At 54.4% G+C, this 13,895-nt stretch carries 15 protein-coding genes; 6 read left to right on the top strand and 9 right to left on the bottom strand.

Annotated elements, in window-relative coordinates:
* Positions 1-18 precede the first annotated feature (18 nt).
* The 4 genes from OH144_RS14420 to OH144_RS14405 all read right to left on the bottom strand — a co-directional run bounded on the left by OH144_RS14420 (position 19) and on the right by OH144_RS14405 (position 3,585).
* On the bottom strand, positions 19-630 hold the full coding sequence (locus tag OH144_RS14420; RefSeq protein WP_266202968.1) for a carboxypeptidase-like regulatory domain-containing protein: 612 nt from the start codon (positions 628-630) through the stop codon (positions 19-21).
* Positions 631-845: 215 nt separating this feature from the next.
* Complete coding sequence (locus tag OH144_RS14415) at positions 846-1,520, bottom strand: carboxypeptidase-like regulatory domain-containing protein (protein ID WP_266202966.1); 675 nt, start codon at positions 1,518-1,520, stop codon at positions 846-848.
* Between the two features lie 142 nt (positions 1,521-1,662).
* Entirely contained in the window at positions 1,663-2,184 is a 522-nt protein-coding gene (locus OH144_RS14410) for a hypothetical protein (RefSeq protein ID WP_266202965.1), read from the bottom strand.
* Between the two features lie 174 nt (positions 2,185-2,358).
* On the bottom strand, positions 2,359-3,585 hold the full coding sequence (locus tag OH144_RS14405) for a metallophosphoesterase (RefSeq protein WP_266202963.1): 1,227 nt from the start codon (positions 3,583-3,585) through the stop codon (positions 2,359-2,361).
* Positions 3,586-3,740: 155 nt separating this feature from the next.
* Here OH144_RS14405 and radC point away from each other — a divergent pair, with 155 nt between their 5' ends.
* Positions 3,741-4,463 carry a RadC family protein gene (radC, locus tag OH144_RS14400; RefSeq protein WP_266202962.1) on the top strand — a complete coding sequence of 241 codons (723 nt, stop codon included), beginning with the start codon at positions 3,741-3,743 and terminating at the stop codon, positions 4,461-4,463.
* 52 nt (positions 4,464-4,515) lie between these two features.
* Positions 4,516-4,896 carry a four helix bundle protein gene (locus OH144_RS14395; protein ID WP_266202960.1) on the top strand — a complete coding sequence of 127 codons (381 nt, stop codon included), beginning with the start codon at positions 4,516-4,518 and terminating at the stop codon, positions 4,894-4,896.
* A 20-nt stretch (positions 4,897-4,916) separates the two neighbouring features.
* Here the strand turns inward: OH144_RS14395 and OH144_RS14390 are convergent, their stop codons facing one another.
* The 5 genes from OH144_RS14390 to OH144_RS14370 form a co-directional block, all read right to left on the bottom strand.
* On the bottom strand, positions 4,917-5,123 hold the full coding sequence (locus OH144_RS14390; protein ID WP_266202959.1) for a YwbE family protein: 207 nt from the start codon (positions 5,121-5,123) through the stop codon (positions 4,917-4,919).
* A gap of 55 nt (positions 5,124-5,178) precedes the next feature.
* A complete protein-coding gene (locus OH144_RS14385; protein ID WP_266202958.1) occupies positions 5,179-5,682 on the bottom strand; it encodes a hypothetical protein in 504 nt (167 codons plus the stop codon).
* A gap of 9 nt (positions 5,683-5,691) precedes the next feature.
* Positions 5,692-5,925: a hypothetical protein gene (locus OH144_RS14380; protein ID WP_266202957.1), complete on the bottom strand. Its 234-nt coding sequence runs from the start codon at positions 5,923-5,925 to the stop codon at positions 5,692-5,694.
* A 347-nt stretch (positions 5,926-6,272) separates the two neighbouring features.
* Complete coding sequence (locus tag OH144_RS14375) at positions 6,273-8,123, bottom strand: pyruvate kinase (protein ID WP_266202955.1); 1,851 nt, start codon at positions 8,121-8,123, stop codon at positions 6,273-6,275.
* A 1,218-nt stretch (positions 8,124-9,341) separates the two neighbouring features.
* Positions 9,342-9,737: a hypothetical protein gene (locus tag OH144_RS14370; RefSeq protein ID WP_266202953.1), complete on the bottom strand. Its 396-nt coding sequence runs from the start codon at positions 9,735-9,737 to the stop codon at positions 9,342-9,344.
* Positions 9,738-9,915: 178 nt separating this feature from the next.
* Between OH144_RS14370 and OH144_RS14365 the strand changes: the two genes are divergently transcribed.
* From OH144_RS14365 to OH144_RS14350, 4 genes are all read left to right on the top strand, one after another.
* Entirely contained in the window at positions 9,916-10,536 is a 621-nt protein-coding gene (locus OH144_RS14365) for a DUF1684 domain-containing protein (RefSeq protein WP_266202952.1), read from the top strand.
* A gap of 286 nt (positions 10,537-10,822) precedes the next feature.
* Positions 10,823-13,240 (top strand): phenylalanine--tRNA ligase subunit beta, encoded by a 2,418-nt coding sequence (gene pheT / locus OH144_RS14360; protein ID WP_266202951.1) that lies wholly within the window; start codon positions 10,823-10,825, stop codon positions 13,238-13,240.
* A gap of 4 nt (positions 13,241-13,244) precedes the next feature.
* Positions 13,245-13,541, top strand: a complete 297-nt coding sequence (locus OH144_RS14355; protein WP_266202950.1) for a hypothetical protein — start codon at positions 13,245-13,247, stop codon at positions 13,539-13,541.
* Between the two features lie 59 nt (positions 13,542-13,600).
* Entirely contained in the window at positions 13,601-13,888 is a 288-nt protein-coding gene (locus OH144_RS14350; RefSeq protein WP_266202949.1) for a cell division protein ZapA, read from the top strand.
* Positions 13,889-13,895 lie beyond the last annotated feature (7 nt).

The raw sequence follows: 13,895 nt of genomic DNA, 5'->3' as shown, positions 1-13,895 counted from the left end.
GCCGATTGTTTGGCTGGTTTACTGATACCCGGTGTTGTCTTTAAAGAAGCGGTTGTAGTCTTGTTTTGCTTTCTCCTGTTCTTCCTTAAGCCGCTCTGCCTCCTGTAACTGACGCTTTGCTGCTTCCTTCGCTAAATATTTCCGAAGCTTTCGTCGCTGCTTGCCTTCCTTGGAAAAGTAGGAGACGGGGTTAGAAAGTAAGGAGGGGGGAGGGGCTGGAACCGGAGGAGGAGGCGTAAGGGCAGGCTTGTTCTCGGGAGGGCGCTTTACCAAGAGAGGTTCGCTGCTTACCTCTACCTCCCGGAGCTGTTGCACATCTTCCTGCAAAACAAAAATAAGCTCCTGCTCTATGCCTTGCTCCTGCTTTACATGATACACCACCGGCTTGAAGCCAACGGCGCGGATAAGGATAGAGTCCTGCGGGACTACCCAGAAACCAAAGCGGCCCCTTGCATCGGTTGTCGTAAGTATGCCGGATCCCAGCCTGGTGACGCCTGCCCCAACGATCGGCGTTTTTTTATCAGGGTGTAAGACGATGCCACTAATTTTGATCTGCTGTCCGTGGGTAGGGAAGGCATGCAGCACGAGCAGGTAAAGCAGGACTATACTTAAGCGTTGGTAGCCGTGCATGAGTCGTTTGTTTTCAGTTGGAGGAGGCGTTTCTATTCATACGAAGGTGATAATGTTTTTATTATATATAGATTGATTTATACTTGAGGGGATGGTGCAAGCGGGCAACCACAGGATGGGAGATCCTCTTTAAAGGACCTATGATGAAGACCAGCCCCAGGTATAAATAAAAGAGGCGCCATACGTGGCGCCTCTTTCTGTCTAGCAGCAGCTCTCTACTGATAGCCGGTATTTTCTTTAAAAAAGCGGTTGTAGTCCTCGCGCTCTTTCTGTCTTTGCTCTGCCGCCTGCTTGTCCAGGTACTCCTGCAGTGCGCGCTTTTGCTTGCCTTCGCTGGAGAACAGGTCGTACATCAGGCTCATGGGGCTGAGGATGGTGGGCGCCGGGGCAGGGGCGGGAGGGGGCGGCTCCAGGCCGGGTATAAAGTTGGGGTTCTTGGTCTGGCTGCTCTGCTCGCGCTTCATGTTGCGCAGGGCGCGGTCGATCATCTCTTGGGAAGGACGGCTGGTTACCTCCACCTCGCCCAGCATTACGCTATCCTCCTGCAGCACTATGTTCACGCGCAGTTCCGACACGGGCAGGACCTTGGGCAAGTATAAAAGCGGCTTAAAGCCGAGCGCCCGGATCATTAGCGTATCCGTCTGGGCCACGTCGATCAGGAATTTGCCCTCCTCATCCGATACCACGCCCATGTTGGTGTTTACCTTCACGATGGTGGCGCCGGGGATCGGCGTGGTGCGATCGGGCTGCAGCACCGTGCCACTTATCCGGATGCTCTTCTGGGCCAGGGAGGGCAGGCTGCAGAGCAGGAGCATCAGCGTAAGAAGGTATAACAGCGGGTGTCTGTGCATGGGGTTCTGGTTGTGCTGCGGGCGTTTGTACTTCACCATGATCAGCCAAAATAATGCCGGCCTCAGGTATAACGGGAGGGGCTACGTAAAATTACAGAATAAATCGGAGAAGGGCTAAAAAAGCAAAAGCCTGCAGCGCAGGTGGCGGCAGGCTTCCGTAAATCATACGTTGTCAGCGGGTTTAGTTCTGATCGTTGCCACTGCCAGTTTCCGAAACATCGCCCGAGCTACTATTTCCGGAGCTGCTGTTGCTATTTCCATTTCCGGAGTTGCCAGTGCCATTACCCGAGCCGGTGTTGCCGCTTTCCGTGCTGCCATTACCTCCTCCTCCTGTGTCTGAGGGGCTATTGGTGGTGTTGCCCACCTCTCCGGATGGGTTAAACTCCTCTGCCAGGTCCCGCAGGCTCCCGTTTGGCGAGTAGTAGATCGTTACCATGCGCACCGCTATGTTGTTTCCCTCCAACTGCTGGCGTACGTCCGCAGGCAATGTTTTGGTGCTGAAAGGATAGTACTGGTTCGGGACCTTGGGGGCGCCGAACATGCCTGGTGCCTCCGTGTGGTACCCGCGTATATGCGCCGGGTTCACCGATTCGTCGTTGTTTGCATCCTGCACCTCAAAAGAGGTGCCTTTCGTGTCTTCTCCGCAAGAGGTGGTGAGCAGCAAGGTGGCCACCGCCGCTACCGGGAATAATATCTTGTTCATGGTTTGTTGATGGTTTTGGTTGTACACGCCCCTTTCCAGCTAAGCTCAGAGGGTGCAATTGGGCTCAGCACTTAAGTACGCTGGCATTGTCTGTAATGTTCAGCAGGCCACCGGGCACAAAAAAAGCGCAGCCGTTGCGGTGCGCTTCTCTGTCAGGTATGGTTTATCTTTTTATCAGGCTTTCTTCAGCTCAAACACGGTGATCTCCGGCAAGAAGCCCACCCGGCCGGGGTAGCCGATAAAGCCCAGGCCGGTGTTCACGTACAGGTGCTGACGCCCTTTTTTGTAGAGGCCCGCCCACTGCTCGTACACATACTGCACCGGGCTCCACTTCAGGCCGGGCACGTTTACGCCAAATTGCATGCCGTGGGTATGGCCCGAGAGCGTCAGGTCGATGTCGTTATACTTTTGGTTGACCTCACCATCCCAATGCGACGGGTCGTGGGAGAGCAGCACCTTGAACGGCACCTCCTCGGTGCCCTGGTAGGCGTTCTGCAGGCGACCATACTTCGGAAAGCCGGCCCGGTTGCCCCAGTTTTCTACCCCCAGCACAGCTATCTGCTCACCGTCCTTCTCAATGATGCGGTTCTCGTTCATCAGCAGCTGCCAGCCCATTTGGCTATGGGTGTCAATCATCTTGCGGAGGTTCTCCGCCTTCGCGTTCTCGTGCGGCCACTCGCGCACATAATCGGCGTAATCATGGTTGCCGAGCACTGAGAACACCCCTTCCTTGGCCCGGATCTCCCGCAAGGTAGGAATATGCGCCTCCACCTCCGAGGCGAGGTTGTTTACCAGGTCACCGGTAAAAAATACGAGGTCCGCCTCCTGCTTGTTAATGAGGCGCACCGCCTCTTTCAAGGGATCGGTGGAGGTGAAGCTGCCGGTGTGCAGGTCCGATATCTGGAGCATCTTATACCCCTCAAAAGCCTTCGGCAGGTTCGGGAAGCGCAGCGTTACGCGCTTTACGCGGTAATCGTAGGCGCCCTTCACCATGCCATAAATAAAAGCCGTGAATGGCACCGCAGCCACCAGCAGGCCCATTTGGTTGAGGAACTTGTGGCGCGAAGGGTCAAAGGCATCGTCTCCACTGGCCGTGTTGATGACGATTTTCCCCAGGCGCAACGCATCATCCATGAGCAGGAAAAGCACCACCACCAGCTTGGAGGCGAAGATGATGAAGAGCGTGCTGGCCAGGTAGGTCTTAAACGTATCGGGCGGCGTACCGCGCGTGGCGGAGGCAAGTATAAATGTGCCTGCCGTGATGACAAAAACTGCCCAATGTATGAAATAGATGGTTTTCTGCGCCGTACCACTCAGGTTGTCGGTAACAGTTTTGATCGCCTGGAATACATAGAGGTCTACCAGAAAAAGGAGTAGGATAATAAGGGCAAATGTTAACATACGTTGCATATCGTGGTAAAACCGCCAGGGGCCGGTAATGTTTGGCGCAGGCGGGCAATCTTCATAGTATAAAAAAAGATAGATGCAGCTTGAACTATTTCAGGATGAAAGTAATTCCTCATGCATCTCCATAAACATCAAATTCTGTACCGTAAGTGAAAGAGAACGAAGCTTCTGCCATACTGCCATACCTGCAGCCGCTCAACATCAAAACCTGGGCCGAGGAAGACCGCCCGCGCGAGAAACTTCTGCTGAAAGGAAAGGCCGCCCTGAGCGATGCCGAGCTCATTGCCATCCTGATCGGCTCCGGCACCACTAAACTGACAGCCGTGGATGTAGGCAAGATCATACTTTCGGCGGTAGGCAACGACCTGAACGAGCTGGCACGGCTATCGGTAAAAGACCTGACAAAGCACCCGGGCATTGGGGAGGCAAAGGCAATCTCCATTGTAAGTGCCCTGGAACTGGGCCGACGCCGCAAGGAGGCCACCGTGGCTGCTAAAACACGCATTACCTGTTCCACCGACATCTACAACTACATAAAGCCGCAGCTGCTGGACCTGCCGCACGAGGAGTTCTGGGTAATCCTGCTGAACCGCGCCAACGTGGTGATGCGGAAAGAAAGCATCAGTATGGGCGGTGTGGCCGGCACCGTGGCTGACCCCAAGATCATCTTTAAAAAGGCCCTGGAGCAGCTGGCAAGCTCTGTTATTCTGGTGCATAACCACCCCAGCGGCAACACCAAACCCAGCGCCGCCGACATCGCTCTTACCAAGAAAATGAAGGAGGCCGGCCAGTTCCTCGACCTGCCCATCCTCGACCACATCATCTTCACCGACACCGACTACTACAGCTTTGCCGACGAAGGACTTTTGTGAGTTAGAAAGTTAGAGAGTTTAGGAGTTAGAGAGTTTGGAAAGTTAAAAAGTCATGATTGAACAGAGACTAAGTAATTTTGAGTTTGCTGAGGCTTTTAAAAGCCGCACAAAGGCTTTTGCTCTGCGCACAATTAAGTTGTATCAGGCGCTGCCGTATAAGCCGGAGGCACAAGTAGTAGGCAAACAACTGATACGTTCGGCAACGGCTGTGGCTGCTAATTACAGGGCAGCTTGTAGAGCAAGATCAGGAGCTGAGTTTTCTGCCAAGATCGGAGTAGTGCTGGAAGAGGCGGATGAATCTTTATTTTGGCTTGAGATATTGGAAGAAGCAGAGATTGTCGCAGCTAATCGTCTAATAGAGTTAAAAAAGGAAGCAGATGAACTAACAGCCATCCTTACTAAAATAAGAAAATCAGCAGCTTTAAAAAAATAACTCTCTAACTCCTAAACCCTCTAACTCTCTAACTCAGAAAGTATTTCCTTTACCCTTCCCACTTCCCCCGTCTCCAGCCTTACCTTGATGCCGTGCGGGTGGGTGGGGGAGTTGGTGAGGATGTCCTGCACGTAGCCTTCGGTGAGTTCGCCGGTGCGCTGGTCCTGCTTCTGTACAATGTTTACGTGGGTGCCAGGTTTGATATTGGCGCGCTTTCTGCCGTCCATGGTCTAAGTATAAAGTATGGTTCCGGCCGCAAGGTACGCAGAAAACCTAAAGGTATTAAGGCCGCGGCTTGGTGATGATGTTCAGATACTGTTCGTCGGAGCTCCAGCGCGTTGGGGTGGTTACCTCAAACTCAGTTACTGCTACTTTCTCTATCTGGCGGAGGTCGGCCAGTAGCAGGGCAGGATCTTTTACATGCTTGCCATTGATGGCGACCGTTAGTTTCTGCTGCTGCTTCGGTACATCGAAGGCGCTGTATACTTCCTCCAGCCGCACCAAGAGCAGTTCCTGCTTCAGCGAGATAATCACAGCGCCGTCTGTGGCTTTCTCCCCGAAGCGCTCCAAAGCCTGCCGGCCTTTCACCACCTCCACGTTTTCTATATCGCCTGGGTTCAGGATAACGGCGCTGGCCGCTGTCTCCTGCTTATTGACCAGTACCAGGGGCTGAGGCGCCGGGTCGTGTAACTGCACAGAGGCCTGGTGTTTTTGCTCAAACTGCTGCGCCTGCGCGCTAAAGCTGAGCCCTAGCACGAACAAGGCCAAAAGGAGATATGATTTCATAGGAAGAGGTTACTTTTTCTGCATCTGCTGAACGGGTTCCTGCATGGTTTTCTGCTCCTGCTCTATCTCAGTAGCATACTTCATATACATCAGGATGCCCGCCACGCCCAGGATGTGGCCTGCAAGTATAAGGTATAGACCCAGGTAGTTGTCAGAAGGTTGCAGCAGGCGCAGTACAATGCCGACAACCGCCAGCAGCGCGGCAAACTTATACAGCATCTTTTCGATAGTCCTGTTTCTCATCTGGCCATGGTTTAAGTAAAACAAGCACACGATACCTGCTGCCATTGCGCAGGAAGTAGGGTGCACTACAGGCACTCTGCCGCCACGGATACTGCAGGCGGCCTACCCAGTTTCTTTCAGCGTAAAGAACCAGCACCCACTCAACGGCTACAAACCAGCTGAGTTACGCTCCTCCTAGTAAGGCTTTTGAAGCAGCTAAGCCGGAAAAGGAGCCGCAGCCATGTATACGTGGCTGCGGGAGTTTGGTACTTTAACATGATAAAGATATATAAAATATTTTTTAAAGTACAAGTTTATCTTCTCCTTTATTCAAAATTGCCGGGTACAAGGTGCTGGTTGTGATGGGCTTACTCCTGCACCAGGTTGCCCAGGTCTGAAATGTGCAACATCCGCAGCATGGATGTCTTTTTGTGCTGATGTTCCTGCATGCGCACCAGTATGTCGTGCAGCAGTTCGATGGCCTGTATGATATGCGGTCCCTTGTTGAGCATCACACAGTCGGCCCGCTGCGACATGGCGGCATCCGTAATCTCGGCCCGCGACGGGCGGCCCTTCTTGGCCAGTGTCTCGAGCACCTGCGTGGCCCACACCACCGGCATGTGCGCTGCCTCGCAAAGCCACAGAATCTCTTCCTGCGCCTCTGCCAGTCGCTGCCAACCACATTCCACCGCCAGGTCGCCGCGTGCGATCATGATGCTGGTGGGGTGCGTCTTCATGGCTGTCAGGAGCAGGTGCGGCAGGTTCCGGAAGCCCTCCTTGGTTTCTATCTTAAGCATGACGCCCAGGTTCCTGGCGTTGAGTCTGCGGAGCTCCTCATGCAGCGCCTCCACGGTGTCGGCATGGTTCACGAAAGACAGGTTTACGATATCGGCGTACCGGGCCACAAATTTCAGGTCATGGCGGTCTTTTCCGGTCAGCCCTTTCATGTGAATCTGGCTGTCGGGCAGGTTGATGCCCTGGTCGGCGCGCAGCCTGCTGCCTTTGTCGCTGGCGTAAGTGATTTTTACCAGCAGCCGGTCCGGGTTTACCTCTTCCAGCACCCCCTCAATTTTGCCATCGTTAAAAAGGATGGGTTGCCCCACCTTGGTCTGCGTAAAGGCCTCTGGCAGGGTGCAGGAGATATGCGCCGGTTGCACCACGTGCCCGTGCTCGTCAAAGGTGGCGGGCTCTCCCGGAATCGGCTCCCGGTCTAACACCAGGAAACTGTCCTTCCTCAGGACGATGGGCAACTCCAGGGCCCTCAGATTCCCGACCTGCGTGGAGCGATCCGTAACGTTTTTGCCTTTCAGGACCAGCTCGGTGCCGGTGTTGATGTAGGAGGTTTTGAGCAGGTGCGCCAGCACCCCCTTTTCCTCCCTCCGGATCACGGTCATGGACCGGTTGCGGCCGCGGGTGTCCTTAAAAGATAGCTTGTCGCCCTCCTGCAGTTGTGCCTGCCAGTTGGAGTCCACCGGCAGCCAGGCATCAGCATCTTTGGGCAGCGGCGCCTCCTGCGGGGCCAGCCATACTTTGGCGGCCTCTGTTATCTGGCCCAGGTTGTCCTGCACCGGGCTTATTACCAGCAGCCTTGGTCCTTCCTTCAGCGGACCAGTGCGCAGCTTGGGGCCCATCAGGTCCATAAGTATCTTACAGGAGATGCCGGTTTCTTTTTCGGCCTTTCGGACGTTCTCCACCATCTTCAGCCATTCCTTCTCCGTATCGTGGGCACAGTTGATGCGGGCGCAGTTCATCCCCGCCTTCAGCAGGCGCGGCAGCAGCTCATACTGGTCGGCCGCCTCAGGGGGGAGCGTAACCATAATGCGGGTAGAGCGCTTATCGGGCTTTGGCCCCAGCAGGGCCTCGGTATGCCTTGCGAGCAGCTCTTTGTTCTCAAAGAACGTTACCGCGAGTTCTCTTTGGGTATCCTGACATTCCCCGATGCGGCACAGGTGCTGGCGTACTGCCTGCAGGCTGGCCAGCACATGCCCCTCAGACCGCCCCAACGACGACAGGCCCAGCTGCGCCAACTGCTCCTGCAGATCCCGGATGTCGTGCTGGCGCAGGGCCAGGTAGTGCAACAGGTTTTTGGAGCTCTTTTTAAACTTTGGATGGACAGCCTCCACGGCAGTGGCAAACTTCTCCTCCAGCGTAACGGCATCATGATGCAGCTGGTCCAACTGGTGTATCAGGTCCTGATAGTGTTCTTTCGTTTTTAGCATGGCTGTGGTTGTGTATAAGGGCATACGACCAGGCATGGAAGGGAGATGATATTGCGAAAGGGCTGCCTGCCGGGCGATAAAGTATACATCCATCTGCTCCATCCATTGAATGGCACCCCAGATGATGAACAGGGGGGAAGGGATAAGGTTTATGCGCCCGCTGCGTAGCCTGGGCAGCAGCTACAAGCCGCCGATGTTGCAGGCAATGTAACGCTTTGCACTACCGGGCTCAACCACCCCAGCCCCTCCTTGTTTAAGGAGGGGAGCCTGTCATTGCTGCTGTAAAGTATAAGTTTCGTGGCAGCTGGTATCGCGCGGACAGGTCGGGACTTGTCCCTACAAAGTATGAAACCGCTCCTCCCAAGAGGGAAATTTTCAGCAGACGATTACATCCCCCTGCCTCCTTCAAAGGGGGGCTACCCCGCCCCAACCCTCCCCTAAGAACAGGGGAGGGAGCTCTGTTCAAGCTCCGTCAGCAGCAGCTATCGAAACTATACCCAGTCTTTGGGTTGAGCGCCTATGCGAGTTTTTCCGGTGTCGAACGCCAGTGAGGCAGCCCGAGGTACGAGGGCAGGAAAAGCTCCCAGCGCGATGCCCGAAGGCGAGCCCTCTCGGGCTGGAGAGCACCAAAGCCAGAAATGAAACGAGCAGGCTGTAAAGCCGTGGATGAACAGGAGCTAATAAGGATAGCTTGGTTAAGGTTGAAGGAAGCAGCGGCTATGGAAGTATAAAGTACAGCCCGCTTCTGAATCAGCAAGTATAAAATTATGGCTCTGTGCGCCAGTTGGGTTGAAAACCCAACGAATAGAAGGACACGGGCTGCAAGCCCGCGCCAGCGGAAGTATGGGCAAAGTACAGCTGAACTATGAAGCTTAGCTCAAGTACAAGTATGGCTCTGCGAGCCAAGTTACAAACTTGACCTCATCGTAGGATACAAGTCTGAAGACTTGCACCATGGAAAAAGGCAAGTATAAAAGTATAACTAAAGTATAACTCGAAGAGGAAAGTATAACCCAGGTATAAAAGTATGGCTTACCCGGACGTGGAAATCTGCAGCAGATGGGAATAGGGGGCCTCTTTTAGGTTCCGGACAAGAACGTCCGAAACAGCGGGAATAGCCAAAGTATAATCCAAGGCTACTGCTGATACAGCATCAGAAGGGGAGAAAGTATAAAACGGCCGCAGCTAAAGTATATTTCAACTGCGGCCGCCGTTATCTTACTTCTTGCCAAGCGGGGCGCCCACGGGCAATCCGCAATCGTGGCCGGGCTCGCCGTGCGGCGGATTAGTGCCGGGAGCCACCGTGGCCTTAGCCGGAATTGGCGACAGGTTCGGCTTCACCAGGTTGGGTTGCGGCGAACCATCCAACGGAGCACCTACCGGGAGGGCGCAGTTATGGCCCGGCTCGCCGTGCGGCGGGTTCAGGGCTACCGCTTGCCCCGGTGCCTGAGCTGGCTGTGCCTGGTTTACGCCGGTTGCCGGTGTTGTGGCAGTGGTGGTGTTCCCGCTGTCGCTATCGGAGCAGCCTGCAAATAAAAGCGCCGAAACTATCAGAAAAGTATAGGGTGCGTTCTTCATGGTGGATGATTTGTTGAGGTATAGTTGTCTGAACATGGACTTATCCCATATAAGTTTCCACGTCGGGCGGAAACTCGTAAAGGCTGTACTATTTATACATTCCGGCGCTAAAGTGCAACAATATCCCGTGCTTCTGCCCAAGTACTTATACTTTGCCGCTACTTTCCTCCCCAAAAATTTACGATCTTTGCACAAACTATAGCCACTAAGTTTTATGCAGAGACCGCTGAGACTTGTTGTCATGGCCGGCCTGGCGCTGGTAATTTTTTACTTCCTCCAGGATGCCCTCTTCAACGACGATAATTACATTAAGCCGCTGCTGAAGGAGCGGGAGGAGAAAGACCTCTCGTTCAGGAGCCGCACCAACAGCCCTTTCGATGCCGCCGGGCGGCAGGCTTTCAAGAACCTGATATACTACGAGCCGAACCTGGACTACCGGGTAAGCGCGAGGGTGGAGCAACTGGCCAGGCAGGATACCCTGCTCATGCCCCTGACCAACGGCAGCTACGAGCCTTACCTGCGCTACGGTACGGCTACCTTCGAACTAGAGGGAGGGGAGCACAAACTGACGCTCTACCGGAAGCTCAGCGGCGAGAACGAGGAGCTTTTTGTACCCTTCACCGATAAGACCAACGGGTTCGAGACCTATGGCGGCGGCCGCTTCCTGGACGTGCCTTTCGAGGAGGGCGATAAGAAGGTGGTGCTGGACTTTAACCGCGCCTACAGCCCCTTCTGCGCCTTTAACCCCGATTACGTGTGCCCGCTTCCTCCCAAGGAGAACCGCCTGGCCATCGCTATCCCGGCAGGGGAGAAAACCTACGAGGCGCCGGAGTAAGGGAAGTATAAGTGGAAATATGAAAGACCAGAGCAGGAGAGGCCGGTGTACTTTCATGACACACGTTCCACGCTTACTGTAGACCTAGGGGCGCTGGAGAAAGGATCACGCTCCTGTAGGCGAACAACACCTGTCAGGTGACCCTATATGCGTTACGTAGCCAGTGCGAATCACACGAATTCGTGATACTTGATACATGCTTCGTAATACGAAAAGAAATTATCCTTAATTTTGGAAAAGATTGGTTTCCGGATTGGAAGCCGACGCAAAACAACAACAGAATAACATGCTGATTTCATTCGACTGGCTGAAACAACTCATACATACTGACAAGACTGCTGAAGAGATAGGAGTGCTGCTGACCAATACCGGGCTGGAGGTAGAGGGGATCTATACCTTTGATCTGGTGCAGGGCGGTCTGGAGGGCATTGTGATCGGGGAGGTGCTGACATGCGAAGCGCACCCGGACGCCGATCGCCTGCGCATCACCACCGTGGACATTGGCGCAGGTGAGCCAAGCCAGATCGTGTGCGGCGCGCCAAACGTGGCCGCCGGGCAGAAAGTGGTGGTGGCCACCGTTAACAGCACGCTCTACCCAGCCGGAGGCGAGCCCTTCAAGATCAAGAAATCTAAGATCCGTGGGGCCGTGTCGGAGGGGATGATCTGTGCCGAGGATGAGATCGGTATCGGGGCTTCGCATGCCGGTATTATGGTGCTGGACACCGATCTGCCGAACGGTACGCCTGCTGCTGAGTTCTTTGGCCTTGGCTCCGATAAGGTTTTCGAGATCGGCCTGACGCCCAACCGCGCCGACGCCGCCTCGCACTACGGTGTGGCCCGCGACCTGCAGGCCCTGCTGGATGCCAAGGCGCAGCTGCCAAGTGTAGAGGCTTTTAACGTAAACAACAGCTCCCGCCCGATTGCAGTGGAGGTGGAGAACACGGAGGCCTGCTCACGCTATGCGGGGATAACAGTCTCAGGGATAAAGGTTGGCCCGTCGCCGGAATGGATGCAGAAGCGCCTGCGTGCCATCGGCCTTTCGCCGATCAACAACGTGGTGGATGTAACCAATTACGTGCTGCACGAGCTGGGCCAGCCGCTGCACGCCTTCGATGCCGATAAGATCAAAGGCGATAAGATTGTGGTGAAAACTGTGGAGGCGGGCACTATTTTCAAAACACTGGATGGCGTGGAGCGCAAGCTGAATACCACCGACCTGATGATCTGCAATGCCGAGGAGCCGATGGCCATCGGAGGTGTTTTCGGTGGCGAGGAATCAGGTGTGACAGACGCAACCACGAGCATCTTCCTTGAGAGCGCCTACTTCTCTCCGGACTCTGTTCGCCGTACCGGGATGGCACATGGCCTGAAGACGGATGCCTCTTTCCGCTTTGAGCGTGGCACCGATCCGAATATGGTGATCACAGCCCTGAAGCGTGCAGTCCTGCTGGTGCAGGAGGTGGCCGGTGGCCAGGTAAGCTCTGAGATTGTGGACGTATACCCGCAACCCATCCAGAACCATGAGGTGAGGCTGAACATTGCCCGTGCGCATACCTTAATCGGGCAGCACATTGGCATAGAGCGCATCAAAACCATTCTTACCGATCTGGGCATCGAGATCACCAGCGAAACCGAAACGGACCTGGTGCTGTCGGTGCCGCCGTTTAAGGTGGATGTTACCCGCGAGGCCGATGTGGTGGAAGAGATCCTGCGCATCTATGGTTTCAACAACATTGCGATGAGCGAGAACCTGGCCACCTCCTACCTGGCCAAGTTCCCGAACCCATACGCCGAGGACGTGACGGAGACGATCATGAGCTACATCGCGGCCAACGGCTTCCATGAGATCATTACCAACTCCATCACCAACTCTAACTACTACAACCCGGCTGGAGAGGCAGAGACGGCTACGCTGGTGAACGTGGTAAACTATAACTCCGAGGACCTGGACGTGCTGCGCAAGAGCATGGTATTCTCGGGCCTGGAGGTGCTGCGCCGCAACATCAACCGCCGCCAGCGCGACCTGAAGCTATTTGAACTGGGCAAAGTATACGAGCAGCAGGACGGAGCCTACAACGAGAGCCGCAGGCTATCCTTGTACATGACGGGCAGCGTGACGGCCGAAAGCTGGAAGCAGCCAAGTATAAAAGCCGCCTTCCACGACTTGGCAGGTGTGGTGCAGAATGTGCTGCGCAAACTCAACGCCGGTGATTTTGAGGTGCAGAACCTGCAGGAGCACAAGTACATGCGTCAGGGGATCGCCTACGTGAAGAATGGAACGGTAGTAGCCGAACTAGGCGTGCTGGATGCCGGTGTAACCCGCTTTATGGAGGTGAAGGAGCAGGTATGGTACGCCGAACTGAACTGGGATTACCTCCTGAAGAAGTATAAAGACAAACTGGTGGCCGGCGAGTTGCCGAAATTCCCGGAAGTGCGCCGCGACCTGTCGCTGGTGCTGGACAAGCATGTGACCTTCGACGAACTGAAGAAGGTAGCCTTTAGAGTGGAGCGCAAGCTGCTGCAGGATGTGAATGTGTTTGACGTGTACGAGGGCGATAAGATAGAGGCCGGCAAGAAAGCCTACGCCCTGAGCTTTACCCTGCAGGATAGACAGCAGACCCTGACCGACAAGGTGATCGACAGCACCATGAGCCGCCTGATGCAGCAATTTGAGAAACAATTGGGAGCTTTTATCCGCAAATAACGTTATGCCCAAGGAAAAGCAAGTACAACAACTCCGGCATATTGAAGATAAGCTGCGAAAACTAATCCAGCGCCATACCGAGGTGCAGCAACGCCTTCTACGCGCGCAGGAACAGGTAAAGCAGCTGGAAGGCTTGCTGGATGATAAAGACCAGCAGATAAAAAATTTTCAAAATCAGGAGAATATTGTTAAAATTGTAGACGCGATAGCAGGAAACGCTGCAAATTCGACAGAGTTGAAGCTTAGGCTGAACGAATATATCAGAGAAATTGATAAGTGTATTGCTTACCTACAAGACTAAGTATGAGCCGCTAAGGCGCTCAGAAAGGCCGGTAAGCATAACCATAAACCAGGCAACGGATGAGTGAATTATCGATCAAGATTCGCATCGCAGAACGCGAGTATCCGATGCGGGTGAAGGAAGAGGAAGAAGAGAGAATCAGAGCAGTCGGAAAGATCCTGAACGAGCGCCTGCGCTTTTACAAGGATCAGTTTGGCATACAGGACAAGCAGGATCTGCTGGCCATGGTGGCGTTTGAGACCATGGCTGAGAAGATGAAGCTGGAGGACGAGCACTCCTCGCATGTATCCCAGGTAGACCAGCAGCTCGACCTTCTGGACGATCTCTTATCAGCAGTGAATAAATAAACGGGAA

Source organism: Pontibacter kalidii, assembly GCF_026278245.1.
In the GTDB taxonomy this organism is placed as follows: Bacteria; Bacteroidota; Bacteroidia; order Cytophagales; family Hymenobacteraceae; genus Pontibacter; species Pontibacter kalidii.
This window is presented reverse-complemented; position numbering and strand designations above follow the sequence as displayed.

Coding starts and splice junctions, on each gene's coding strand:
- OH144_RS14420 (WP_266202968.1), bottom strand. CDS start 630: ATGCACGGCTACCAACGCTTAAGTATAGTCCTGCTTTACCTGCTCGTG.
- OH144_RS14415 (WP_266202966.1), bottom strand. CDS start 1,520: ATGGTGAAGTACAAACGCCCGCAGCACAACCAGAACCCCATGCACAGA.
- OH144_RS14410 (WP_266202965.1), bottom strand. CDS start 2,184: ATGAACAAGATATTATTCCCGGTAGCGGCGGTGGCCACCTTGCTGCTC.
- OH144_RS14405 (WP_266202963.1), bottom strand. CDS start 3,585: ATGTTAACATTTGCCCTTATTATCCTACTCCTTTTTCTGGTAGACCTC.
- OH144_RS14395 (WP_266202960.1), top strand. CDS start 4,516: ATGATTGAACAGAGACTAAGTAATTTTGAGTTTGCTGAGGCTTTTAAA.
- OH144_RS14390 (WP_266202959.1), bottom strand. CDS start 5,123: ATGGACGGCAGAAAGCGCGCCAATATCAAACCTGGCACCCACGTAAAC.
- OH144_RS14385 (WP_266202958.1), bottom strand. CDS start 5,682: ATGAAATCATATCTCCTTTTGGCCTTGTTCGTGCTAGGGCTCAGCTTT.
- OH144_RS14380 (WP_266202957.1), bottom strand. CDS start 5,925: ATGAGAAACAGGACTATCGAAAAGATGCTGTATAAGTTTGCCGCGCTG.
- OH144_RS14375 (WP_266202955.1), bottom strand. CDS start 8,123: ATGCTAAAAACGAAAGAACACTATCAGGACCTGATACACCAGTTGGAC.
- OH144_RS14370 (WP_266202953.1), bottom strand. CDS start 9,737: ATGTTCAGACAACTATACCTCAACAAATCATCCACCATGAAGAACGCA.
- OH144_RS14365 (WP_266202952.1), top strand. CDS start 9,916: ATGCAGAGACCGCTGAGACTTGTTGTCATGGCCGGCCTGGCGCTGGTA.
- pheT (WP_266202951.1), top strand. CDS start 10,823: ATGCTGATTTCATTCGACTGGCTGAAACAACTCATACATACTGACAAG.
- OH144_RS14355 (WP_266202950.1), top strand. CDS start 13,245: ATGCCCAAGGAAAAGCAAGTACAACAACTCCGGCATATTGAAGATAAG.
- OH144_RS14350 (WP_266202949.1), top strand. CDS start 13,601: ATGAGTGAATTATCGATCAAGATTCGCATCGCAGAACGCGAGTATCCG.